23 protein-coding genes are annotated in these 24,615 nt (G+C 58.9%); 13 read left to right on the plus strand and 10 right to left on the minus strand.

The genetic code is table 11. From position 1 onward, the window contains the following. Positions 1–915: 915 nt before the first annotated feature. The 3 genes from ICA16_RS13895 to ICA16_RS13905 form a co-directional block, all read right to left on the minus strand. Complete coding sequence (locus tag ICA16_RS13895; RefSeq protein ID WP_210700832.1) at positions 916–2,574, minus strand: cation acetate symporter; 1,659 nt, start codon at positions 2,572–2,574, stop codon at positions 916–918. Continuing rightward, a complete protein-coding gene (locus tag ICA16_RS13900) occupies positions 2,571–2,882 on the minus strand; it encodes a DUF485 domain-containing protein (RefSeq protein ID WP_042558286.1) in 312 nt (103 codons plus the stop codon). Before ICA16_RS13900 ends, ICA16_RS13895 begins: the two co-directional genes overlap by 4 nt. Positions 2,883–3,124: 242 nt before the next feature. Next, complete coding sequence (locus ICA16_RS13905) at positions 3,125–3,976, minus strand: glycine betaine ABC transporter substrate-binding protein (RefSeq protein ID WP_150618441.1); 852 nt, start codon at positions 3,974–3,976, stop codon at positions 3,125–3,127. A gap of 287 nt (positions 3,977–4,263) precedes the next feature. On the opposite strand from ICA16_RS13905, the gene ICA16_RS13910 reads away from it, so the two are divergent. Further along, positions 4,264–5,859 carry a glycoside hydrolase family 17 protein gene (locus tag ICA16_RS13910; protein WP_210700833.1) on the plus strand — a complete coding sequence of 532 codons (1,596 nt, stop codon included), beginning with the start codon at positions 4,264–4,266 and terminating at the stop codon, positions 5,857–5,859. Between the two features lie 96 nt (positions 5,860–5,955). On the opposite strand, the gene ICA16_RS13915 is transcribed toward ICA16_RS13910, so the two are convergent. Next, positions 5,956–6,324: a hypothetical protein gene (locus ICA16_RS13915; protein WP_150601204.1), complete on the minus strand. Its 369-nt coding sequence runs from the start codon at positions 6,322–6,324 to the stop codon at positions 5,956–5,958. A gap of 224 nt (positions 6,325–6,548) precedes the next feature. Between ICA16_RS13915 and ICA16_RS13920 the strand changes: the two genes are divergently transcribed. Together ICA16_RS13920 and ICA16_RS13925 are read left to right on the plus strand one after the other, a co-directional pair. Next, positions 6,549–7,847 carry a serine/threonine protein kinase gene (locus tag ICA16_RS13920; protein WP_150601203.1) on the plus strand — a complete coding sequence of 433 codons (1,299 nt, stop codon included), beginning with the start codon at positions 6,549–6,551 and terminating at the stop codon, positions 7,845–7,847. Next, positions 7,840–8,628, plus strand: coding sequence for an MlaA family lipoprotein (locus tag ICA16_RS13925; RefSeq protein WP_150601202.1), 789 nt, complete (start codon positions 7,840–7,842; stop codon positions 8,626–8,628). Before ICA16_RS13920 ends, ICA16_RS13925 begins: the two co-directional genes overlap by 8 nt. Before the next feature lie 137 nt (positions 8,629–8,765). On the opposite strand, the gene ICA16_RS13930 is transcribed toward ICA16_RS13925, so the two are convergent. Next, the gene (locus ICA16_RS13930) at positions 8,766–9,680 is read right to left on the minus strand and encodes a DUF808 domain-containing protein (protein ID WP_210553680.1); all 915 of its coding nucleotides are present in this window, start codon (positions 9,678–9,680) and stop codon (positions 8,766–8,768) included. 135 nt (positions 9,681–9,815) lie between these two features. Between ICA16_RS13930 and ICA16_RS13935 the strand changes: the two genes are divergently transcribed. Beyond that, positions 9,816–10,421 (plus strand): TetR/AcrR family transcriptional regulator, encoded by a 606-nt coding sequence (locus tag ICA16_RS13935; RefSeq protein WP_042558279.1) that lies wholly within the window; start codon positions 9,816–9,818, stop codon positions 10,419–10,421. A gap of 102 nt (positions 10,422–10,523) precedes the next feature. Here the strand turns inward: ICA16_RS13935 and ICA16_RS13940 are convergent, their stop codons facing one another. Together ICA16_RS13940 and ICA16_RS13945 are read right to left on the minus strand one after the other, a co-directional pair. After that, a complete protein-coding gene (locus tag ICA16_RS13940; protein ID WP_210553681.1) occupies positions 10,524–10,982 on the minus strand; it encodes an REP-associated tyrosine transposase in 459 nt (152 codons plus the stop codon). A gap of 209 nt (positions 10,983–11,191) precedes the next feature. Then, a complete protein-coding gene (locus ICA16_RS13945) occupies positions 11,192–11,632 on the minus strand; it encodes a GlcG/HbpS family heme-binding protein (RefSeq protein ID WP_210553682.1) in 441 nt (146 codons plus the stop codon). A 269-nt stretch (positions 11,633–11,901) separates the two neighbouring features. On the opposite strand from ICA16_RS13945, the gene gcl reads away from it, so the two are divergent. The 9 genes from gcl to ICA16_RS13990 all read left to right on the plus strand — a co-directional run bounded on the left by gcl (position 11,902) and on the right by ICA16_RS13990 (position 23,300). Continuing rightward, the gene (gcl, locus tag ICA16_RS13950; RefSeq protein ID WP_150618435.1) at positions 11,902–13,677 is read left to right on the plus strand and encodes a glyoxylate carboligase; all 1,776 of its coding nucleotides are present in this window, start codon (positions 11,902–11,904) and stop codon (positions 13,675–13,677) included. A 141-nt stretch (positions 13,678–13,818) separates the two neighbouring features. Then, entirely contained in the window at positions 13,819–14,601 is a 783-nt protein-coding gene (gene hyi / locus ICA16_RS13955) for a hydroxypyruvate isomerase (protein ID WP_016987505.1), read from the plus strand. Between the two features lie 132 nt (positions 14,602–14,733). After that, the gene (locus tag ICA16_RS13960; RefSeq protein ID WP_042558274.1) at positions 14,734–15,627 is read left to right on the plus strand and encodes a 2-hydroxy-3-oxopropionate reductase; all 894 of its coding nucleotides are present in this window, start codon (positions 14,734–14,736) and stop codon (positions 15,625–15,627) included. Between the two features lie 170 nt (positions 15,628–15,797). Beyond that, a complete protein-coding gene (locus ICA16_RS13965) occupies positions 15,798–17,072 on the plus strand; it encodes a glycerate kinase type-2 family protein (RefSeq protein ID WP_210553683.1) in 1,275 nt (424 codons plus the stop codon). After that, positions 17,069–18,484 (plus strand): pyruvate kinase, encoded by a 1,416-nt coding sequence (pyk, locus tag ICA16_RS13970; protein ID WP_042558272.1) that lies wholly within the window; start codon positions 17,069–17,071, stop codon positions 18,482–18,484. The genes ICA16_RS13965 and pyk overlap by 4 nt, the downstream gene beginning before the upstream one ends. Before the next feature lie 230 nt (positions 18,485–18,714). Next, complete coding sequence (locus ICA16_RS13975; RefSeq protein ID WP_210553684.1) at positions 18,715–19,629, plus strand: urea transporter; 915 nt, start codon at positions 18,715–18,717, stop codon at positions 19,627–19,629. Positions 19,630–19,650: 21 nt separating this feature from the next. After that, positions 19,651–20,475 carry an ion transporter gene (locus tag ICA16_RS13980; RefSeq protein ID WP_150618431.1) on the plus strand — a complete coding sequence of 275 codons (825 nt, stop codon included), beginning with the start codon at positions 19,651–19,653 and terminating at the stop codon, positions 20,473–20,475. A gap of 176 nt (positions 20,476–20,651) precedes the next feature. Further along, the gene (locus ICA16_RS13985) at positions 20,652–21,650 is read left to right on the plus strand and encodes a sulfate ABC transporter substrate-binding protein (protein WP_210553685.1); all 999 of its coding nucleotides are present in this window, start codon (positions 20,652–20,654) and stop codon (positions 21,648–21,650) included. Between the two features lie 462 nt (positions 21,651–22,112). Next, the gene (locus tag ICA16_RS13990) at positions 22,113–23,300 is read left to right on the plus strand and encodes an MFS transporter (protein ID WP_150597142.1); all 1,188 of its coding nucleotides are present in this window, start codon (positions 22,113–22,115) and stop codon (positions 23,298–23,300) included. Positions 23,301–23,368: 68 nt separating this feature from the next. On the opposite strand, the gene ICA16_RS13995 is transcribed toward ICA16_RS13990, so the two are convergent. The 3 genes from ICA16_RS13995 to ICA16_RS14005 all read right to left on the minus strand — a co-directional run bounded on the left by ICA16_RS13995 (position 23,369) and on the right by ICA16_RS14005 (position 24,598). Beyond that, positions 23,369–23,773, minus strand: a complete 405-nt coding sequence (locus ICA16_RS13995) for a type II toxin-antitoxin system HicB family antitoxin (RefSeq protein WP_150601192.1) — start codon at positions 23,771–23,773, stop codon at positions 23,369–23,371. Beyond that, a complete protein-coding gene (locus ICA16_RS14000) occupies positions 23,773–23,985 on the minus strand; it encodes a type II toxin-antitoxin system HicA family toxin (RefSeq protein WP_210700834.1) in 213 nt (70 codons plus the stop codon). Before ICA16_RS14000 ends, ICA16_RS13995 begins: the two co-directional genes overlap by 1 nt. A 208-nt stretch (positions 23,986–24,193) precedes the next feature. Next, positions 24,194–24,598, minus strand: coding sequence for a hypothetical protein (locus ICA16_RS14005; RefSeq protein WP_150618527.1), 405 nt, complete (start codon positions 24,596–24,598; stop codon positions 24,194–24,196). Between the last annotated feature and the right edge of the window lie 17 nt (positions 24,599–24,615).

The raw sequence follows: 24,615 nt of genomic DNA on the forward strand, positions 1-24,615 counted from the left end.
CGACTGGTTTTTTGGAATCGGGTGTATATCCGTTTTTTGAGTAGCTGCTACTGGCGGTTTCGCTCTTACAGCGAGTCACCTTTTCCAAACGCCGAAAAGGTAACCCAAAAGGCTTTGCCCCGGCGTACGGCACTTCGCTGAGGCTCAGTGTTCCCTCGCTACGGTGTCCATCCGGGGGCATCGCCTCCGGTTTGCTTCGCTGCACCTCCTTTCGATGAATGCGGCTTCGCCGCACGGCGCTGCGCGCCTACCCCCTGATGAACACCTACGCTCGGCCTGCCGATGGGCCTGGAGATCAAAAGCAACGTCAAAAGCCAAAGCCAAAGCCAAAGCCAAAGCCAAAGCCAAAAACAGATCAAAAGATCGCAGCCTTCGGCAGCTCCTACATTGGGAATGGGTGCACCAGCCAGATATTGGTCGGCTGTCAGGCCGCCATCGCGAGCAGGCTCACTCCTACAGAAAATCAAAAGCCAACCGCACGCTTTTCACCACTCAACAGGATGAGCGTTAGCTCGGCTGCAGCTTTTGATCTGTAAGGCGACGTCGGAAGGCTTCGTTCCGGGATTGATCCGGGCGTGGGAGCGCAGCGACCGTTTGGCGCAGCCAAACACAGCGAGAGGAGGTGCAGCGAAGCAAACCGTAGGCGCTGCGCCCGGATCGATCCCGGAGCGAAGGAACCCCGAGCCCCAGCGAGCGGGCCGTACGTAGGAGCAAGCGTTTTTTGCTTACTTTTTTTGGCGTTTGAAAAAAAGTGAGTCGCCGTAAGGGCGAAACCCTAAGAAGCCGTTACCGCAGCAACGGATATGTACTCAATAAACACCAACCACAAAGACCTCAGTCCGATAACCGCCCACAAAAAATGCCCCGATCTCTCAACCGGGGCATTCAGAACAACATTACAAAACCATCAAGCGATCAATGCGAAACCGCCCCACTCGCCCCCAACCCCGTCTGCGAACGCACAAACTGAGGGAAGAACAACGCACGTTCCCGGTCCGCAGCCGCCGACTTGTCAGTGATCGAGAAGAACCAGATCCCCACAAACGCAATGATCATCGAGAACAGCGCCGGGTACTCATAAGGGAAGATCGCCTTCTCATGATGCAGAATCTGCACCCAGATGGTCGGGCCGAGAATCATCAGGCCAACAGCGCTGACCAGACCCAACCAGCCACCAATCATCGCACCACGAGTCGTCAGCTTCTTCCAGTACATCGAAAGCAGGAGTACCGGGAAGTTACAGCTCGCCGCGATCGAGAACGCCAGGCCAACCATGAACGCAATGTTCTGGCTCTCGAAGAGGATGCCCAGACCAATCGCCAGCACCGCCAAGGCAATCGTGGTGATCTTCGAGACGCGAATCTCGTCCTTCTCGTTCGCCTTGCCCTTCTTGATAACGCTGGCGTAAAGGTCGTGAGATACCGCCGAAGCACCGGCCAGGGTCAGGCCTGCCACTACAGCGAGGATGGTCGCGAAGGCAACTGCCGAAATGAAGCCAAGGAAGATGCTACCGCCGACCGCGTTGGCCAGGTGCACCGCCGCCATGTTGTTGCCGCCCAACAGGGCGCCAGCAGCATCTTTGAAGGCCGGGTTAGTGCTGACCAGCAGGATCGCGCCGAAGCCGATGATGAACGTCAGGATGTAGAAGTAGCCAATGAAGCCAGTTGCATACAGCACGCTCTTACGGGCTTCTTTTGCATCACTCACGGTGAAGAAGCGCATGAGGATGTGCGGCAGGCCAGCGGTACCGAACATCAACGCCAGACCCAGCGAGAATGCCGAAACCGGATCCTTGACCAGACCGCCCGGGCTCATGATCGCCTCGCCCTTGGCGTGCACCTTGATCGCTTCGGAGAACAGCGTGTTGAAGTCGAAGTTGACGTGCTTCATCACCATCAGTGCCATGAACGATGCACCGGACAGCAGCAACACAGCCTTGATGATCTGCACCCAGGTGGTTGCCAGCATGCCGCCGAACAGCACATACATGCACATCAGCACACCGACCAGAATCACCGCTACGTGGTAGTCGAGGCCGAAAAGCAGCTGGATCAGCTTGCCCGCACCGACCATTTGCGCGATCAGGTAGAACGCCACCACCACCAGCGAACCGCAGGCGGACAGCGAGCGAATCTGGGTTTGCCCGAGGCGGTAGGACGCCACGTCGGCAAAGGTGTACTTGCCCAGGTTACGCAGACGCTCGGCGATCAGGAACAGAATGATCGGCCAGCCCACCAGGAAGCCGATCGAGTAGATCAGGCCATCGTAGCCGGAGGTGAACACCAGCGCGGAAATCCCCAGGAAGGACGCCGCGGACATGTAGTCACCGGCAATCGCCAGACCGTTCTGGAAACCGGTGATCTTGCCGCCCGCCGCATAGTAGTCGGCCGCGGAGTTGTTTTTCTTCGAAGCCCAGTAGGTGATGTACAAAGTGGCGCCGACAAATGCCACGAACATCAGGATCGCAGGAATGTTCAGCGGCTGTTTGGCCACCGCACCCGTCAAGGCATCAGCCGCCGAGGCACCCGGTGCGAAAGCTGCAACGCTCAGTAGAGCCAGTAGACGCCGGATCATTGCTGAGCCTCCTTGAGAATCGCATTGTTCAGGTCGTCGAACTCGCCATTGGCGCGCTTTACGTAGATGCCGGTAAGGATGAAGGCCGAAAGAATCAGCCCGACACCGATAGGAATGCCCCAGGTAATGGAGGACTCAGGACTGATCTTCGCGCCCAGAAGATGCGGCCCGTAAGCAATCAGAAGGATGAAACCGGAGTAAAGCCCAAGCATGATCGCAGAAAGAATCCAGGCGAACTTTTCTCGCTTGCTAACCAGTTCCTTGAATCGGGGACTGTTTTGAATCGAGAGGTAAATGCTGTCGTTCATTGTTTTTATCCTCGCAGCACAGATTATTGTTGGAACGATATCCACTGTATGCGGCTGCGAGCCAGGTTCCAGACGACCTTAGTAGTAGAACGCCATGACACTTTTGCCATTCTCAAGCACACACAAATAAATGTAGGAGTGAGCCTGCTCGCGATAGCGCCATGTCAGTCACCTCAGCATGAACTGACAGATTGCTATCGCGAGCAGGCTCACTCCTACAGGGGAGCTGCGGCGTGTTGCGGTTATTTAGTCCAGTCAGCCACACGCTCCGGGTGCTTGGCTACCCAGGCTTTGGCGGCGGCGTCAGGTTTTGCACCGTCCTGAATCGCCAGCATCACTTCGCCAATTTCGTCTTTCGATGCCCACTGGAAGTTCTTCAGGAACTTCGCCACTTCCGGCGCCTTGGTTTCAAGCTCCTTGCTGCCGATGCTGTTCACGGTTTCAGCTGCACCGTAAACGCCTTTCGGGTCGTCGAGGAAGCGCAGTTTCCACTTGGCGAACATCCAGTGCGGCACCCAACCGGTGACGGCGATGGATTCGTTTTTCTTCTCGGCGCGGGTCAGTTCGGCGATCATGCCAGCGCCGGAACTGGCCTTGAGCGAGTATTTGTCGAGGCCGTAATCCTTGATCGCCTGATCGGTCTTGAGCATCACACCTGAACCGGCATCGATGCCGACGATGCGATTCTTGAAGGTATCGTCGGTTTTCAGGTCTTCGATGGATTTGGCTTTGACGTACTCCGGCACGATCAGGCCGATTTTTGCATCCTTGAAGTTCGGGCCGTAGTCGACGACCTGATCCTTGTTCTTCGTCCAGTAATCACCATGGGTTACTGGCAGCCAGGCCGAGAGCATGGCGTCGAGTTTGCCGGTGGCCACACCTTGCCACATGATCCCGGTAGCGACGGCTTGCAGCTTCACGTCGTAGCCGAGTTTCTGCTTGATCACTTCGGCCGCCACATGGGTGGTCGCGACGCTGTCGGACCAGCCGTCAACGTAACCGATGTTCAGGGTCTGTTTTTCAGCGCTGGCGAAAGTGGAGCTCATCGCAAGCGCCAGAGCGGCACCTGCGCTTAAAAGTCGTCGCATCTTCATCGTTACTTCCCCGAAATGCTGCGCCCGACGGATGCCGGGCATCGTCAACGTATTGTTATGGTGCACAGCGCCCCCATCACGCCTCATCGCAAACTCGGCCGGACATCAGTGGAGTACTGACGCTTTCGATCATCAACCTGACGCCCGAGGCGACCTGCTCTGCCTGCGACCTCAAGGCAACGAGAAACGACATTAGAAGGCCATTAACCTCTTCTATATAAATGGCGCCAAATAATCCGCCCGAACTTTGCATGTCAAAATCATGCGAGCCACCAACCGCTGGATAAATGCAGGTAACATGCGTCGCTTTGCAGCCACTCGGCCTGACCATGTCCGCGACGTCCCGCTTTGCTTTTCTCCCGTATCTCTTCGCCTGCCTGCTTGGACTGTTTGCCTTCGGCGGCTTCTGGTATGGCCTCGGCAAACCGGTGATCCTGCCGGACGCCGCGACGCCGACGCACAAGCTGCAATGCGCCTCCTACACCCCGTTCGACAAAGACCAGTCACCATTCGACGTACCGTTCAAATTGCGCCCGGAGCGCATGGACGCCGACCTCGCCCTGCTCGCCACCCGCTTCGAATGCATCCGCACCTACTCGATGTTCGGCCTTGAAGCACTGCCGGATCTGGCGCGTAAACATGGTCTGAAATTGATGATCGGCGCCTGGGTCAACAGCAATCCGGTAGACACCGAGAAGGAAGTCGACCTGCTCATCGCATCGGCCAACGCCAACCCGGACGTAGTCAGCGCGGTGATCGTCGGCAACGAAGTGTTGCTGCGCAAGGAAGTCACCGGCGGGCAACTGGTGAAACTGATCAACAAGGTCAAAAGTCAGGTCAAACAACCGGTGACCTACGCCGATGTCTGGGAATTCTGGCTCAAGCATCCGGAAGTCGCGCCAGCGGTGGATTTCCTGACCATTCACTTGCTGCCGTACTGGGAAGACGATCCGTCGAATATCGATGCGGCGCTGCAGCACGTGGCGCAGGTGCGCCAGGTATTCGGCAACAAGTTCGCGCCCAAGGACGTGATGATTGGCGAGACCGGCTGGCCGAGTGAAGGTCGCCAGCGCGAGACGGCACTGCCGAGCCGGGTCAACGAAGCGAAGTTCATTCGTGGTTTTGTCGCGATGGCCGAGAAAGAAGGCTGGCATTACAACCTGATCGAAGCTTTCGATCAGCCCTGGAAGCGTGCCAGTGAAGGCGCGGTTGGCGGGTATTGGGGGCTGTTCGATGCCGACCGCCAGGACAAAGGCATACTCGCGGGGCCGGTGACGAACGTGCCGCACTGGAAGCAGTGGCTGGCGGTCGGCGGGTTGATTTTCCTTGGCACGCTGTTCCTCGGTGGTCGAGTGCGCAATACGCGCTCGGCACTGGTGCTGCCGCTGTTGGGCGCCCTCGCCGCTTGCTCGATCGGCGCCTGGGGTGATCTGGCATTTGTGACCACCCGCTTTGCCAGCGAATGGCTGTGGGTCGGGTTGCTGACGGCCTTGAATCTGCTGGTGCTGGCGCATGCCGCGCTGACCTTGAGCGCTCGTACGGGCTGGCGTGAACGCATCTTCAATCTGCTGGAACGGCGTGCCGGATGGCTGGTGGCGGCAGCCAGTTTTGCGGCGGCGGTGATGATGCTCGAGATGGTCTTCGATGCGCGCTATCGCAGTTTTGCCAGCATGGCATTTGTGCTGCCGGCGCTGGTTTATCTGTGCCGACCGGTGAGCGTGGCGCGTCCGGAGATTGCGTTGCTGACGTTTATCATCGGAGCCGGCATTGCGCCGCAGCTGTATCTGGAAGGGATGCAGAACCAGCAGGCTTTGGGCTGGGCGCTGGTCAGCGGGTTGATGGTTGTGGCGTTGTGGCGCTGCCTTCGCGTTCGCCAGGGCTGATCACCAGCAAGGTCAAAAGATCGCAGCCTTCGGCAGCTCCTACAGGGTGTAGGCGCCGCTAATGTAGGAGCTGCCGCAGGCTGCGATCTTTTTCTATCAGGCGCTGCGGGATGATCTGACCAGGCGCAATCCGGCAATCACCACAGCAAACACCGCCAGCGTCGTGTTGTACAACGCCAGTGCCGGCAGCCCGAACACCAGCGCCAACACCGCCAACCACCACCCTGCCCGCCCCGGCACGACAAAACCGATCAGCGCACAACCCAGCGCCGCCCAGCCCAATACCTTGAAGTGAATCATCAACCCAAGATTAGCTCGCAACTGACATTCCCAACGGCTGGCCTCATCGACGCAAATCCCCACCCATTTGCCGTCCTCCATGAAGCCATAACGCGCGCCATAACTGGCGGCCAGCCACAATGGCAACAAAACGAGTAACAGAATCACAGGCAAGCGGCGGGACATTAAGCACTCCAGTCTTCGGAAATCGGCGGCCAGCTTAATCCGCCGCCAACCATACGCAAGCAATAACAACAGTTAACTAGTCATTCAATCAGTGCAAAGTGTATCGTCCAGCTACTATTACTCCGAATTCTGCCTGTTTGGTGCCGCGGCATGGCACTTTGGCGCAAACCCGGTGGTCATAGCCTGCGAACTTCATTCGGCACCTTCCTCTTAGGGATCTCGTCATGCTCCATTCCTTGCGCTTCGCCGCGCTGTTCAGCGGCCTTATTTTGAGTGCGTCCGCACTGGCGGTGGATATCGACGCCGCCAGTTATGGCTACCCTCTGACCAACCCGTTCGAGGCGACCATCGCCACGACTCCGCCGGACTTGCGCCCGGAGCTGCCGCTGGATGACGACATCAATCAGTCGGACCGCAGCGTCACCCTGCGTCCGGAGCGCGAGTTCATCCTGCCGGACAACTTCTGGCCGGTGAAGAAGCTGACCTACCGCATCGCCGAACAGGACAAACCCGCACCGCTGATCTTCCTGATCGCCGGTACCGGCGCGCGCTTCGACAGCACGCTCAATGAATACCTGAAAAAGCTCTACTACAAGGCCGGCTACCACGTCGTGCAGCTGTCTTCACCGACCAGTTTCGACTTCATCAGCGCTGCGTCTCGCTTCGCTACGCCGGGCATTACCAAAGAAGACGCCGAAGACATGTACCGGGTGATGCAGGCGGTGCGGGCGCAAAACCCCAATGTGCCGGTCACTGACTATTACCTCACCGGTTATAGCCTCGGTGCGCTGGATGCCGCATTCGTCGCACACCTGGACGAGACCCGCCGCAGCTTCAACTTCAAGAAAGTTCTCCTGCTCAATCCGCCGGTCAATCTCTACACCTCGATCACCAACCTCGACAAACTCGTGCAGACCGAGGTTAAAGGCATCAACAACAGCACCACCTTCTATGAACTGGTGCTGGCCAAGCTGACCCGCTACTTCCAGCAGAAAGGCTACATCGATCTCAATGACGCCCTGCTTTATGACTTCCAGCAGTCCAAGCAGCATCTGAGCAACGAGCAGATGGCGATGTTGATCGGCACTTCGTTCCGCTTCTCGGCAGCCGACATTGCCTTTACCTCGGACCTGATCAACCGTCGCGGTCTGATCACCCCGCCGAAATTCCCGATCACTGAAGGCACCAGCCTCACGCCATTCCTCAAGCGTGCGCTGCAATGCGACTTCGATTGCTACCTGACCGAACAGGTCATTCCGATGTGGCGCGCGCGCACCGACGGCGGCAGCCTGCTGCAACTGATCGACCAGGTCAGCCTGTACGCACTCAAGGATTACCTGCACGACAGCCCGAAAATCGCCGTGATGCACAACGCCGACGACGTGATCCTCGGCCCCGGCGACCTCGGTTTCCTGCGCAAGACCTTCGGTGATCGCCTGACCGTTTATCCACTGGGCGGCCATTGCGGCAACATTAACTACCGCGTCAACAGCGACGCGATGCTGGAGTTCTTCCGTGGCTAAATATCTCCTGCTGGTAGCAGCGTTCCTCTGTGCAGGCGTGGCCCAGGCCGACAACAGCAAAGCCAATGCACCGGTGGTGGTCGACAGCGACGGCTTCAAGGAACCGCTGACCAAACTCAAATTCAACCCGGGCCTGGACCAGCGTGAATTCGAACGTTCGACGCTCAATGCGCTGGCCGTCTATGACCCGCTGGAGTCGTGGAACCGTCGGGTTTACCACTTCAACTATCGCTTCGACCAGTGGGTGTTTCTGCCTGTAGTCGACGGCTATCGTTACGTCACGCCAAGCTTCCTGCGCACCGGCGTGAGCAACTTCTTCAACAACCTTGGCGATGTACCGAACCTGGTCAACAGCCTGCTGCAGTTCAAAGGCCAGCGCTCGATGGAAACCACCGCGCGCCTGTTGCTCAACACCACGATCGGCATCGCCGGCCTGTGGGACCCGGCCACCGCCATGGGCCTGCCACGCCAGAGCGAAGACTTCGGTCAGACTCTGGGCTTCTACGGCGTACCGGGCGGCGCCTACTTCGTGCTGCCAATCTTCGGCCCGTCGAACATCCGCGACACCGCAGGCCTGGCCGTGGACTACACCGCCGAGTCGGCGATCAACTTCCTCAACGTCTCGGAAGTCAGCTCCAACCACCCGGAAGTCTGGGCCCTGCGCGCGGTGGACAAGCGCTACCAGACCGGCTTCCGCTACGGTCAGCTGAACTCACCGTTCGAATACGAGAAAGTGCGCTACGTGTACACCGAGTCGCGCAAGTTGCAGATTGCCGAGTAGATTCGGCAGGTACAAAAAAGGCCATTCGATGCGAGTCGAATGGCCTTTTTCATGAAGATCAAAGGATCGCAGCCTGCGGCAGCTCCTACATTGGGAGGATGTACACCCTGTAGGAGCTGCCGCAGGCTGCGATCTTTTTAGCCTTTCACAGCTTTCCAGATCTTGCCGACTACCGATACAACCGCCAGCACCACCGCACCGGCAATAATCCCCGCTACGCCATTGAGCAACACCGGCACCACAAACCCGGCGCTGCCCGCCGCTGCGCCAATGCCTTCAATCCAGTGGTGAACCACCGGCACGCCGTGGGTCAGGATGCCGCCGCCGACCAGGAACATCGCCGCCGTGCCGATCACCGACAGGGCCTTCATCATGTAGGGCGCGGCGACCAGAATGCCGTTGCCGATTTTTTTGGCCATTTGCCCGGGCTTCTGGGTCAGCCACAGACCGAGGTCGTCGAGCTTGACGATGCCGGCCACCAGACCATACACACCGACGGTCATAACGATGGCGATGCCGGACAGCACGATCACTTGCTGGGTCAGCGGGGCGCCGGCCACGGCACCCAGAGTGATGGCGATGATTTCTGCCGAAAGGATGAAGTCGGTGCGGATCGCGCCTTTGATTTTGTCCTTCTCGAACGCCACCAGATCAGTTTCCGGATCGGCAACGGCTGCGCTCAGTTGCGCATGATCCGCGTCATCTTCAGCCTTGCTGTGCAGAAATTTGTGCGCGAGTTTCTCAAAACCTTCGAAACACAGATACGCACCACCGACCATCAACAGCGGCGTGACCAGCCACGGAACGAACGCACTGATCGCCAGCGCCGAGGGCACCAGAATCAGTTTGTTGAGGAACGAACCCTTGGCCACCGCCCACACCACGGGAATTTCCCGCTCGGCGCGCACGCCGGAGACCTGCTGGGCATTGAGCGCCAAATCATCACCGAGCACCCCGGCGGTCTTCTTGGCGGCCATTTTGGTCATCAACGCAACGTCATCCAGAACGGCGGCGATATCGTCAATCAGCACCAGCAAACTGCTTCCTGCCATGAATCCTGTTTCCTTCTATGTATGAATGTTGCGAAGCATAACGCGACCGCAGGCCACATGGGGCATTGTTGAGCGCTGCGCGAGGCCGGTGCTACCATGCGCAACCGCCAGAACAGGCAAGGAACCACCGGGTTTATGAGCACAATCCGCGAGCGCAACAAAGAACTGATCCTGCGTGCTGCCAGTGAGGAGTTTGCCGACAAGGGCTTCGCTGCGACCAAAACCAGCGACATCGCCGCGAAGGCAGGATTGCCCAAGCCCAACGTCTACTACTACTTCAAATCCAAGGAAAACCTCTACCGCGAGGTGTTGGAAAGCATCATCGTGCCGATCTTGCAGGCTTCGACTCCGTTCAACGCGGACGGCGTGCCGAGCGAAGTGCTCAGCGGCTACATCCGCTCGAAGATTCGCATCTCGCGCGACCTGCCCTTCGCCTCCAAGGTATTCGCCAGCGAAATCATGCACGGCGCCCCGCACCTGAGCGCCGACCTGGTCGAGCAGCTCAACGGCCAGGCCAAGCACAACATCGACTGCATCCAGACCTGGATCGACCGCGGCCAGATCGCCCCGATCGACCCCAATCACCTGATGTTCAGCATCTGGGCCGCGACCCAGACCTACGCCGACTTCGACTGGCAGATCTCGGCGATCACCGGCAAGGACAAACTGGATGAAGCCGATTATGAAGCGGCGGCGCAGACGATAATCCGGTTGGTGTTGAAGGGGTGTGAGCCGGACTGAGACACCGCGATGCGGCTATCGCGAGCAGGCTCACTCCTACATTTGGAATGCATTCACCTGTAGGAGTGAGCCTGCTCGCGATCAAGGCGACTCGGTGCCGGTTCAAACCCAAATGGCATCCCACAACGGATAGTCGCCTAGCTTCTCAACCAATCCTGCCCGCAATGGATTGGCCACGACATATCTCGCCATCTTCACCAGATCCTCTTCCCGCCGTAGCGCCCGATCATGGAACCCTCTCTGCCAGAGACTGATATTTCGCCCGGTACGCTGCTTGACCGCTTTGGTACTCATCGATTTGGTCTTCTGCATCAGTTCGCTCAAAGAGCCCTGCTGCAATTCAATCAACCAATGAAAATGATCCGGCATGACCACCCACGCCAGTGAGTTTGCCAAGCCGAGATTCTGCGCATTTCGAAATTGATCGACGACCAGCCTGCCCAAGGCAAATTCCTTGAAAACCGGTGCCCGGTTCAGTGTGTTTGTGGTCAACAGGTAGATACGATTGGCTTCGCCATAGCGCCCGGCTCGTAATCGGTGTGCAGCAGGTAGATCCGGCATTCCTTTGCCTCCCGTGACAATGTCAGAGGAAGACTAGTTCTGTGGATTCAGGTAGGTGGAGCAAACTGTTGGCCGGATGTGTCCAGGAGATTGCAATCGCGAGCAGGCTCACTCCTACAGGGGGTTTGAGTGTTTAGACATTTTGTATCCGACCACAAACCCTGTAGGAGTGAGCCTGCTCGCGATAGCGGTTAATCAGTCATCACCAATCAAGCAACCACCCCCGCATCCGCCTTCAAATCCAGCGCCTGCACCGCTTTGATCGCCACCTGCTCATCAACATCCGACAGGTCGCCGCTAATGCCGATCGCACCCAACACCTCCCCCGCCTGATCGCGGATCAACACTCCACCCGGTGCCGGCACGACGCTGCCCTGGCCCATGCTGTTGAGTGCCGCGAAGAACGCCGGGCGTTGTTGAGCATCCACTGCCAGCAGGCGTGAACCCTTGCCCAGCGCAATCGCGCCCCAGGCTTTGCCGATGGCGATCTGCGGGCGCAGCAGGCTGGCGCCGTCTTCGCGTTGCAGGGCGATCAAGTGCCCGCCCGTATCGAGTACCGCGATGGTCAACGGCGCGGCATTGATGCCCCGCCCTGCGTTGATGGCTTCGTTGACCAGGTTGACTGCGACTTTCAAGGTTAAAGCGCTCATGGTGCCGTCCTCATTTTGTTATAGGGAAAGTCGTGGAGCTGCGCTTGAATGCCGCAGTCCGATGCAAACAAATAGAACACAATGAGTTATTTTTTTGTATACAATAATTCTCGAAAAGCGCCACATGCGACGAAAAGCCACAGCAGAACCGGCTTCCGACGAATGAAACAGTCGCTTGAGAAAATGGATTGACCTGCGCCGTCCGCCGTGAATACACTCTGCGCAAAGCCACTTGTATACAATTACAAAACGTAAAGAGGCACAAAACCATGAGCAAAATGAGAGCAATCGAAGCCGCCGTTCTGGTGATGCGCCGTGAAGGGGTTGATACCGCTTTTGGCATTCCGGGCGCTGCCATCAACCCGCTGTACTCCGCCTTGCAGAAAGTCGGTGGCATCGATCACGTCCTTGCTCGCCACGTTGAAGGCGCCTCGCACATGGCCGAGGGCTACACCCGCACCAAGGCCGGCAACATCGGCGTGTGCATCGGGACTTCCGGCCCTGCCGGTACCGACATGGTCACCGGGCTCTACAGCGCCTCGGCCGACTCGATTCCAATCCTCTGCATTACCGGCCAGGCACCCCGCGCCCGTATGCACAAGGAAGACTTCCAGGCTGTCGACATCACCAGCATCGTCAAGCCAGTCACCAAGTGGGCAACCACTGTGCTGGAACCGGGCCAAGTGCCTTACGCGTTCCAGAAAGCGTTCTTTGAAATGCGCTCCGGCCGTCCAGGCCCAGTGCTGATCGACCTGCCGTTCGACGTGCAGATGGCCGAAATCGAATTCGATATCGACGCTTACCAGCCACTTCCACTGGCCAAGCCGACCGCTACCCGCGTTCAGGTCGAGAAGGCTTTGGCCCTGCTTGACCAGGCCGAGCGTCCATTGCTGGTGGCCGGTGGTGGCATCATCAACGCCGACGCCAGTGATCTTTTGGTCGAGTTCGCTGAACTGACCGGCATCCCGGTCATCCCGACCCTGATGGGCTGGGGCACCATCCCTGACGATCACCCGTTGATGGTCGGTATGGTGGGTCTGCAGACTTCGCACCGCTACGGCAACGCCACCATGCTCAAATCCGACGTGGTGCTGGGCATCGGTAACCGTTGGGCCAACCGTCACACCGGTTCGGTTGACGTCTACACCGAAGGTCGCAAGTTCATTCACGTCGACATCGAAGGCACGCAGATCGGCCGTGTATTCACACCGGACCTGGGCATCGTGTCCGACGCCGCTGCCGCGCTGACCGTGTTCATCGAAGTCGCCCGTGAGTGGCAAGCCGCGGGCAAGCTGAAAAACCGCAGTGCCTGGCTGCAGGATTGCCAGCAGCGCAAAGCCAGCCTGCACCGCAAGACCCACTTCGACAACGTGCCGGTCAAACCGCAGCGCGTGTATGAAGAGATGAACCAGGTGTTCGGCAAAGACACCTGCTACGTCAGCACCATTGGTCTGTCGCAGATTGCCGGCGCGCAGTTCCTGCACGTCTACAAGCCGCGTCACTGGATCAACTGCGGCCAGGCAGGCCCGTTGGGCTGGACCATTCCGGCAGCACTGGGCGTGGTCAAGGCCGATCCGAGCCGTAAAGTCGTGGCCCTGTCGGGGGACTATGATTTCCAGTTCATGATCGAAGAACTGGCGGTCGGCGCTCAGTTCAAACTGCCTTACATCCACGTCGTGGTGAACAACTCGTACCTGGGCCTGATTCGTCAGGCACAGCGCGGGTTTGAAATGGACTACTGCGTGCAACTGTCCTTCGACAACTTGAACGCGCCGGAACTCAACGGTTACGGTGTTGACCACGTCGCAGTCGCCGAAGGCCTCGGTTGCAAGGCACTGCGTGTGTTCGAACCATCGGAAATCGCCCCTGCCCTGCGCAAGGCCGAACAGATGATCGAAGAGTTCAAGGTGCCGGTGATCGTCGAGATCATTCTGGAGCGTGTGACCAACATCTCCATGGGTACCGAGATCAACGCCGTCAACGAATTCGAAGACCTGGCGCTGGTCGGCAACGATGCGCCAACGGCGATTTCGATGCTTGATTGATCCGCAGGTTTGATGCCTCTGTAGGAGCTGCCGCAGGTTGCGATCTTTTGATCTTGGGTTTTGAAGATCGAGATCAAAAGATCGCAGCCTGCGGCAGCTCCTACACGGGCCATCAACATTAATTTGCAACGGGAGACCACCATGCCGCGTTTCGCAGCCAACCTGTCCATGCTGTTCACCGAACAGGATTTCCTTGCCCGTTTCGACGCCGCCGCCAAGGCTGGTTTCAGTGGTGTTGAATACCTGTTCCCGTACGACTTCAGCTCTGCCGAAATCAAGGCCAGGCTCGACGCCAACGGTCTGACCCAAGTGCTGTTCAACCTGCCGGCCGGTGACTGGGCCAAGGGCGAGCGCGGTATCGCGTGCCTGCCGGACCGGGTTGAAGAGTTCCGCGCCGGGGTCGATCTGGCGATTGCTTACGCACAAGTGCTGGGCAACACCCAGATCAACTGCCTGGCCGGTATCCGTCCGCAGGGCGTTGACGATGCCACCGTTGAAAAGACCTTTGTCGCCAACCTCAAGTACGCCGCCGACAAGCTGCAAGCGGCGGGCATCAAACTGGTGATGGAAGCCATCAACACCCGTGACATTCCGGGCTTCTACCTGAACAACACGGCGCAAGCCCTGTCGATTCGCGAGCAGGTCGGCAGCGCCAATCTGTTCCTGCAATACGACATCTATCACATGCAAATCATGGAAGGCGATCTGGCCCGCACCCTGCAATCGCACCTGGGCGAGATCAACCATGTGCAGCTCGCGGACAACCCGGGGCGTAACGAGCCGGGCACTGGCGAGATCAACTATCGCTTCCTGTTCGAACACCTCGACCGCATCGGTTATCAGGGTTGGGTGGGTTGCGAGTACAAGCCGCTGACCACTACTGAAGCGGGTCTGGGCTGGTTGAAAACCCACAACGCAATTTAATCAAACACATCACCCCTGTAGGAGCTGCCGCAGGCTGCGATCTGTTGATCTTGATCTTCAAAAGCAACATCAAAAGATCGCAGCCTGCGGCAGCTCCTACAGGGGGCAAGACAAAAACAAGAGGATTTTCTCATGGCTAAAATCGGATTTATCGGCACCGGCATCATGGGCCACCCAATGGCGGCGAACCTGCAGAAAGCCGGTCACAGCCTGTTCCTGTCGGCGCACCACGACGCCGCACCTGCCGACCTGGTTGCCGCTGGCGCCGTCGCTCTGGCCAACCCGCGCGAAGTCGCGCAGGAAGCTGAATTCATCATCGTCATGGTCCCGGATACCCCGCAGGTCGATGACGTGCTGTTCCGCGCCGACGGTGTTGCGGCCGGCATCAGCAAAGGCAAAATCGTCATCGACATGAGCTCGATCTCGCCGACCGCCACCAAGGCTTTCGCGGCGAAGATCAACGAGAAAGGCGCGCAATACCTCGACGCACCAGTGTCCGGCGGTGAAGTCGGCGCCAAAGCCGCGACCCTGAGCATCATGATCGGTGGCGACGCCGATGCCTTTGAACGCGCATTGCCGCTGTTCCAGGCCATGGGCAAGAACATCACCCTGGTCGGTGGCAATGGCGACGGTCAGACCGCCAAGGTTGCCAACCAGATCATCGTTGCCCTGAACATTCAGGCTGTCGCCGAAGCACTGCTGTTCGCTTCGAAAAACGGTGCGGATCCAGCCAAGGTGCGTGAAGCGCTGATGGGTGGTTTCGCCTCGTCCAAGATTCTCGAAGTGCACGGCGAGCGCATGATCAAAGGCACCTTCGATCCAGGCTTCCGCATCAGCCTGCACCAGAAGGACCTGAACCTGGCCCTGCAAGGCGCCAAGGAGCTGAACATCAACCTGCCGAACACCGCCAACACTCAGCAAGTGTTCAGCACCTGCGCGGCGATCGGTGGCAGCAACTGGGACCACTCGGCGCTGATCAAGGGTCTGGAACACATGGCCAACTTCTCGATTCGCGACAAGAAGTAATCTGCGCCTATGGCTCGCTCCCTGTGGGAGCGGGCTTGCCCGCGATGGCATCAACTCGGTCTGCCTGAATGACCGCGGCGCCTGAATCGCTGGCAAGCCAGCTCCCACAAGGACCGCGTCGCTACACCGTTGTCGCTTTATCCCCATAACAAGAATTCCGGGAGCCCGCCATGTCGGTCGATCCGCAACAACTGCTGCGCGAGCTGTTTGCCACAGCCATCGACGCGGCTCATCCGCAGCAAGTCCTCGAAGCCCATCTGCCAGCCGACCGCACCGGTCGGGTGATCGTCATCGGCGCCGGCAAAGCCGCCGCTGCCATGGCGCAAGTGGTCGAGCGCTGCTGGGAAGGTGAAGTCACAGGCCTGGTTGTGACCCGTTACGGTCACGGCGCCCCGTGCGAAAAAATCGAGGTGGTCGAGGCCGCGCATCCGGTGCCCGACGCTGCGGGCCTGGCTGTGGCCAAACGCGTGCTGGAACTGGTCAGCAACCTGAGCGAAGACGACCGCGTGATCTTCCTGCTGTCCGGTGGCGGCTCTGCCCTGCTCGCCCTGCCAGCCGAAAGCATCACGCTTGCCGACAAGCAGTCGATCAACAAAGCCCTGCTCAAATCCGGCGCGACCATCGGCGAGATGAACTGCGTACGCAAGCACCTCTCGGCGATCAAGGGCGGCCGTCTCGGCAAGGCCTGCTGGCCGGCAACTGTTTACACCTATGCGATTTCCGATGTACCGGGCGACCTCGCCACGGTCATCGCTTCCGGCCCGACCGTGGCCGATCCGAGTACTTCAGCCGAAGCCTTGGCGATCATCAAACGCTACGGCATCGAGATCCCGGCGTCGGTACGCAACTGGCTGCAAAGCCCCGAGTCGGAAACCGTAAAACCCGGCGACCCGAGCCTGGCGCGCAGTCATTTCCAGTTGATCGCCCGTCCGCAGCAATCGCTTGATGCGGCGGCGGTGAAATGCCGTCAGGCCGGTTTCAGCACGCTGATCCTCGGCGACCTGGAAGGTGAGTCGCGCGAAGTGGCGAAAGTCCACGCCGGCATCGCCCGCCAGATCATCAACCACGGCCAGCCACTGGCAGCGCCCTGCGTGATCCTCTCCGGCGGCGAAACCACCGTGACCGTGCGCGGCAATGGCCGTGGCGGCCGCAACGCCGAATTCCTCCTGAGCCTGACCGACAGCCTCAAGGGCCAGCCCGGCGTCTACGCCTTGGCCGGTGACACTGACGGCATCGACGGCTCGGAAGACAACGCCGGCGCCATCATGACCCCGGACAGCTACGCCCGCGCCGCCGCCCTTGGCCTGAGCGCCAGCGACGAGCTGGATAACAACAACGGCTACGGCTACTTCCAGGCACTCGATGCGCTGATCGTCACCGAGCCGACCCGCACCAACGTCAACGACTTCCGCGCCATTCTGATCCTTGAGAACTCTAAATCATGACGCCTGATAAAAAGGTCAAAATCCTCGCCACCCTCGGGCCTGCGGTCGATGGCATTGACGCTATCCGCGAACTGGTCGAGGCCGGGGTCAATATCTTCCGCCTCAACTTCAGCCACGGTGATCACGCCGACCACGCCAAGCGCTATCAGTGGATCCGCGAAGTCGAGCGCCAGCTCAACTATCCGCTGGGCATTCTGATGGACCTGCAAGGGCCGAAACTGCGCGTCGGCAAATTCGCTGACGGCAAGGTGCAGTTGCATCGCGGTCAGGCATTCCGTCTCGATCTGGACGCGACACCGGGCGATGAGCGCCGGGTGAATCTGCCCCATCCGGAGATTATCGAAGCGCTGGAAGCGGGCATGGATCTGCTGCTCGACGACGGCAAACTGCGCCTGCGCGTGGTGACCAAATACGCCGACGCGATCGACACCACCGTGCTCAATGGCGGCGAACTGTCGGATCGCAAAGGTGTGAACGTGCCACAAGCGGTGCTCGAACTCAGCCCGTTGACCGCCAAGGATCGCCGCGATCTGAGCTTCGGCCTGGAACTGGGTGTGGATTGGGTCGCGCTGTCGTTTGTGCAGCGTCCGCAAGACATTCTCGAGGCCCGCGCACTGATCGGCGACAAGGCGTTTTTGATGGCGAAAATCGAGAAGCCGTCGGCGGTTGAGCAACTGCGTGAAATCGCCGAACTGAGCGACGCGATCATGGTTGCTCGCGGTGATCTGGGCGTGGAAGTGCCGGCCGAGAGCGTGCCGCAGATCCAGAAAAACATCATCACCACCTGCCGCGAACTCGGCAAACCTGTCGTCGTCGCGACGCAAATGCTCGAGTCGATGCGCTTCTCCCCTGCCCCGACTCGCGCCGAAGTCACCGACGTTGCCAACGCCGTGGCCGAAGGTGCCGATGCGGTCATGCTGTCGGCGGAAACCGCGTCCGGCGAGTACCCGCTGGAAGCCGTGCAGATGATGAGCAAGATCATCCGCCAGGTGGAAAACGGTCCGGATTATCAGACGCAACTGGACGTCAGTCGGCCGAAGGCTGAGGCCACCGTTTCCGATGCAATCAGCTGCGCGATCCGGCGCATCAGCAACGTGTTGCCGGTTGCCGTTTTGGTCAACTACAGCGAGTCGGGCGCATCGAGCCTGCGTGCATCGCGGGAACGGCCGAAAGCACCGATCCTCAACCTGACGCCGAACCTGCAGACCGCGCGCCGTTTGAGCGTGGCGTGGGGCATTCACTCGGTGGTCAACGATCGCCTGCGTCAGGTCGATGAGGTTTGTTCGACAGCGCTGGAAATCGCCCAGGCGCAGGGAATGGCGGAGCGTGGCGACACGCTGCTGATTACCGCGGGCGTGCCGTTTGGGCAGCCGGGGTCGACGAACTCGCTGCGGATCGAAACATTGATCTAAGCAACACTTCTGCTCTTAACAACAGTTTCGATGTAAGTACAAAAACCTGTGGTGAGGGGATTTATCCCCGACTGGCTGCGCAGCAGTCATCGCTTTTGGGGGCCGACGGTTTTCACAGAAAAACCGCATTCACCGACTGGGGGCTGCTTCGCAGCCCATCGGGGATAAATCCCCTCGCCACAGTTACTCGCAAGACCTTTTGCTTTTCCAACTGCCCAGATTTTTTCGACATGCCTGCCAAACATTTCAACACCCACTGCCCCGACTGGGCCGAGGCTTTGCTCAACGGTTTCAGTCAGATATTTCTCCAGCGCCATCCGCTGTGCGGCCTGCTGTGTCTGCTGGCGATCCTGCTGACCGCGCCTGTGCTGTTCGCCGGTGCGCTGCTGGGCGCCGTCGCCGGATTGCTGACTGCGCAACGGCGAAACTACGCCAAGGCTGATCGCCAGGCCGGGTTGTTCAGTTACAACGGTGTTCTGCTCGGCTTGTTGCTGAGCCTCTATTTCCCTTGGTCACCGCTGCTGCCGCCGCTGATTCTTGCCGCCGGCGGCTTAAGCGCGATGCTCACGCAACAATGGCTCAAACATGTGTACCGCAACCGATCCATACCGGCCTACACCTCGCCGTTCGTGGCCATGAGTTGGGTGTTACTGCTGTTCGCCGAACCGTCGGCGCCGATGGCTCACGTCGAGATGAACCTGCTCAATCTGCTCGCTGCCGAGTTCAAAGGGCTCGGTCAGGTGATGTTCCTCGGGCATCCATTGGCCGGGGTGTTGATTGCCATCGGTTTGCTGATCGCTGATCGCCGCGCTTTTGCCTGGGCACTGCTGGCTTCTGCAATCGGGCTCGCGTCGAGTCTGCTGCACCACGAAACCGGTTCCGCGCTGCTGGGCCTGGGCAGCTACAACGCCGTACTCGCCGCCCTCGCCTTCAGTGCTCAACGCGAACAACCGTGGTTGCCCTTGCTCGGCATCGTCCTGGCATTGCTGATCACACCGCTGTTCGCCGCCATGGGTCTGGCCACATTGACCGCGCCGTTCATCCTGGCCTGCTGGCTGATCCGCGCCGGTATCCAGATGCTTGGCAAAGCCAACGTCGACAGCACGCCTTGCGCTCAAGGGGAGAATCAACCTAGGCTGCGCTGATCTTTGATTCAGGCGTTATTCATGGACAGCAGCAACAACTGGCGTGAACGGCTTTACGTCATGATTTTCCAGAGCGATACCCTCGCAGGGCGGCGCTTCGACGGCATTTTGCTGTTGATCATCCTCGCCAGCCTGGTGATCGTGATGCTCGACAGCATCGACAGCATTCACCAGAACTACGCCAACGTGCTGGCCTACATCGAGTGGGGTTTCACGATCATCTTTCTCGGTGAGTACATCCTGCGTCTTTACTGTTCGCCCAAGCCGCTGCGCTATGCCTTCAGTTTTTACGGGTTGGTGGATTTGCTGGCGATCGTGCCGGGCATTCTCGCGCTGTATTACAGCGATGCGCAGTATCTGCTGATTATTCGCATCATCCGCATGCTGCGGATTTTCCGCGTGCTCAAGCTCAGCCCGTACCTCAAGCAAGCCAACTACTTGATGTCGGCGCTGCGCGGCAGCAAACAGAAAATCGTGGTGTTTCTGGTCAGTGTCTGCACGCTGGTGACGGTGTTCGGTACGTTGATGTACGTGATCGAAGGCCCGGAGCACGGCTTCACCAGCATTCCCAAAGGCATCTATTGGGCTATCGTGACGCTGACCACCGTGGGTTTTGGCGACATCGTGCCTAAGACGCCGTTAGGGCAGGTAATTTCGTCGCTGGTGATGATCACCGGTTACTCGATCATCGCCGTGCCCACCGGGATTTTCACCGCCGAACTGGCCAACGCCATGCGCGGCGAACAGCTGCAACATGATTGCCCGGTGTGCAAGAAGAACAGCCACGAACATGGCGCGGCATTCTGCTCGCGGTGTGGCAACGCATTGTTCAAAAAAATGGAATAAGCAAAGAGCTTTTTAATCTTTAAAGGACTATGCGCTGCCCGTTATAGTCAGTGGCAATTAAACATCACTCCCTGTAGGAGCTGCCGAAGGCTGCGATCTTTTGATGTTTGTCTATAAGATCAAAAGATCGCAGGCCTTCTGCAGCTCCTACATACATAAACAACAAGGAATGCGCAGTGAAAAAACTCTTTGGCGCCTCACTTCTCGCCGCTGGTCTCGCGTTCGGCAGCGTGGCTCAAGCCGCACCGACCCTGCTCAACGTTTCATACGACGTGATGCGCGATTTCTACAAGGACTACAACACTGCGTTCCAGAAACACTGGCAAGCCGAGCACAACGAAAACATCACCGTGCAGATGTCCTTCGGCGGTTCGAGCAAGCAGGCGCGGTCGGTCATCGACGGCTTGCCGGCTGACGTCATCACCATGAACATGGCGACCGACATCAACGCCCTCGCCGACAACGGCAAACTGGTGCCGGAGAACTGGGTCACACGCCTGCCAAACAACAGCGCGCCGTTCACTTCCGCCACCGTGTTCATCGTCCGCAAAGGCAACCCGAAAGCCCTGAAAGACTGGCCGGATCTGCTCAAGGATGGCGTACAAGTGATCGTGCCGAACCCGAAAACGTCGGGCAACGGTCGCTATACCTACCTGTCGGCATGGGGCTATGTGCTGAAGAACGGCGGTGACGAGAACAAGGCCAAGGAGTTCGTCGGCAAACTGTTCAAGCAAGCGCCAGTGCTCGATACCGGTGGCCGCGCCGCCACCACCACGTTCATGACCAACCAGATCGGCGACGTGCTGGTGACCTTCGAGAATGAAGCCGAAATGATCGCTCGCGAATTTGGTCGGGATCAGTTTGAAGTCGTCTACCCAAGTGTCTCCGCCGAGGCCGAGCCACCGGTTTCGGTGGTCGACAAAGTCGTCGACAAGAAAGGCTCGCGTGCGGCCGCTGATGAATATCTGAAGTACCTGTGGTCGCCACAAGGCCAGGAAATTGCTGCGGCCAACTACCTGCGTCCGCGTGATCCGGCGGTGCTGGCGAAGTACACCGATCGTTTCCCGAAAGTTGATTTCCTCTCGGTGGAGAAGACTTTTGGCGACTGGCGCACCGTGCAAAAGACGCACTTTAATGATGGTGGGGTTTTTGATCAGATTTACACGGGGCAGTAAGGTTTAAGCGGTGATGAAAAAGGCGACCTCGGCAGGTCGCCTTTTTTGTGGCCAGAATTCACCCTCACCCCAACCCTCCCGAAACGTCGGACCGCCCGGAGGGAGAGGGGGCCGACCGCGTTGTTTTGCGTCATGCGTCGACCTGAAAGATTGTGGCGATTATGGATTCGGTCACGCTCGTTCAGGTCGGCGTATTTCTCAAGCATCCCCCAATCAGTTCCCTCTCCCTCGGGAGAGGGCTAGGGTGAGGGGGGAGCTTGTGATCATAAGCACGCTATCGAACAGATGTAAGTGAATGTATCATCGACGCTCATCGGTCGGACGCAAGGTCCACCCAGGATGACACGCTGAAACACCCCAACATCGCGCACCTTGATAACTGATATCAACCCAAGGCGTCTTCTGCCCGCCCCGTTTGTCCCATAGCCTCACCGCATTCCTTTCGCTGGATCGAGAAACCCTATGACCGCCACGACTCACGCAATGACCCGAGGCATGGTGCTGCTGTTCGCATTCTGCTGCGGCGCCATCGTTGCCAACATCTACTACGCGCAGCCGATCATCGGCCTGATCGCGCCAGACATCGGTCTGACCGACACTATGGCCAGTTTCATCGTCTCGCTGACGCAGATCGGCTACGCGCTGGGCCTGTTCTTTCTGGTGCCGTTGGCGGACCTGCTGGAAAACCGTCGGTTGATGATCATCACCACCGTCGTGGCGATTGCGAGCCTGCTGGCTGCGGCGTTCACCGACCAGCCCAACCTGTTTCTGCTGATCTCGTTGCTGGTTGGCTTCAGTTCGGTGTCGGTGCAGATCCTGATTCCATTGGCCGCACATCTGGCGCCTGAGGAATCTCGCGGCCGAGTTGTCGGCGGAATCATGGGCGGCTTGCTGCTGGGCATCCTGTTAGCGCGGCCGGTGTCGAGCGTGGTCGCTGACCACTTGGGCTGGCGGGCAATGTTCATGATCGCGGCGGCGTTGATGGCGGCGATCAGCGTGGTGCTGGCACTGACAGTTCCCAAGCGCCAACCCGATCACAGCGCGTCCTACGGCCAATTGCTCGGCTCGCTGTGGACACTGTTGCGCCAGCAACCGGTGCTGCGTCAGCGTGCGTTTTATCAGGGCTGCATGTTCGCCGCGTTCAGTCTGTTCTGGACCGCAGTGCCGCTGGAACTGGCGCGCAATCATGGTCTGTCGCAAACCGAGATCGCGATCTTCGCCCTGGTCGGCGCCATCGGTGCCATCGCCGCGCCAATCAGCGGCCGCCTGGCCGATGCCGGCCACACACGCATCGCGTCCTTGCTGGCCATGCTGTTCGCCAGTCTGAGCTTCCTGCCCGCCTTCATCCACCCGGCCTACAGCGTCATCGGCCTGGCCGTGACCGGCGTCGTCCTCGACTTCTGCGTGCAGATGAACATGGTGCTCGGCCAACGCGCGGTGTACTCGCTGGACGCCAAAAGCCGTGGTCGTCTGAACGCGCTGTACATGACCAGCATCTTCATCGGCGGCGCTTTCGGCTCGTCGGTGGCCAGCGCGGTGTATGAGCATGGTGGCTGGTTGTGGATCGTGATTGTCGGCAGCGTATTTCCGCTGCTGGCGTTGTTGCGATTCTTGAGTGTTTCTGAAAAGCGCTCACTGGCGGCTGCCTGACACGCTAAAAATATCGCCAGCAGACTCGCCCCCACAGGTTAAGCACTGACCCTGTGGGGGCGTTGTCGTCAATATCGAACCAATTTTTCCATCGCCGCATCCGCCAGAAACGAGGAGCGGCTTTTGACGTTGTGCTCGCGCACATAACGGTCGATTCGCTGGATCACGTAACCGGGCAGCGTCACATTGACCTTTTCGGTCTTGCCCAGATACGGCGAGATATCCAGCTCAAGCATGCCCCAGCCCATCTCGGCAAATTCCGGATTATTGCGATGTGCCGCCGCCGAGGTTGGCAGCGGAACCGAATGCCCATCCGCCACAATCTCTTGCAGCATGATGTGCGCGATCTCAACTGCCGCGTTGTAGGCATCTTCAAAGGTATCCCCGGCCGTGACGGCGCCAGGAATATCGGGGATCTGAATACCAATGGCGGTGCTCTCATCGCCCCACTCGATGCAGATTGGATATTGCATTATGGATCTCCTTCATAGCTGGCTGGCGGGTTGTACAACCCGGCACGCCTCCTGATGCTTCTGACCGTTCCCAATGGCAAATCCTTTTTCGAATGCGGGACGGGAATCGTGTTCGGGTTGTAACGGTGCCTGAAGATGTGATGACTGCCGGTGACACGATCCAGCGTCCAGCCTGCTTCCTCCAGCTCCTTGATCAATAACCTGCTTTGCACCAATCGCCTCCTTGCCAAGGTCCGTTAAAAATAACTCTAGAGTTATCTTTACTCAAGCACAGAAAGTGGCAGTGCGACGTCTGGTTGTTTTACAGGGTGTGATTGGAACCGCAAAACCCTGAGCTTTGCGCAGCACTTCCTTGAGCAATTTCTGTGTGAACCCAACAGGCACACAGCAAAACGGCGATCCGAGGATCGCCGTTTTCATTTACTGCCCGAATTTCTTGCCCAACCCCGGCGGCACGCCGTGGATGTTGGTGTCTTCCCATGGGCCGTTGGGGCTGACCGCGCGGCTCCAGCCGTTGTTCCAGCGGTAGTAGGTGCGCTGGCGATAGAAGGTGTTGGTCTGATCGTCCAGGACGTAGACGCCGAGCTTCTGATCCCAGTGGCTGTTGCCGCCCGGTGGTGGGGCGAAGCTGGCCGAGGTGCGCGGGACGGGTTTTGCCGGTTTGGCCGGGATGCTTTTGCCAGGGGTTGGCGACGTCGACGGGGTCGGACTTGGCTGCGACGGCGGGATCGGCGGCAGGTTGGTGGTCGGTTCCGGTCGTTGCACCGCACATGCACTCAAGCCCAGGGCCAGTGTGAGGACTGTGATTCGGGCGATGGTGTGCATGTCGGTGCTTTCCTGTG

This window comes from Pseudomonas anatoliensis, from assembly GCF_017976235.1.
Classification (GTDB): Bacteria; Pseudomonadota; Gammaproteobacteria; order Pseudomonadales; family Pseudomonadaceae; genus Aquipseudomonas; species Aquipseudomonas anatoliensis.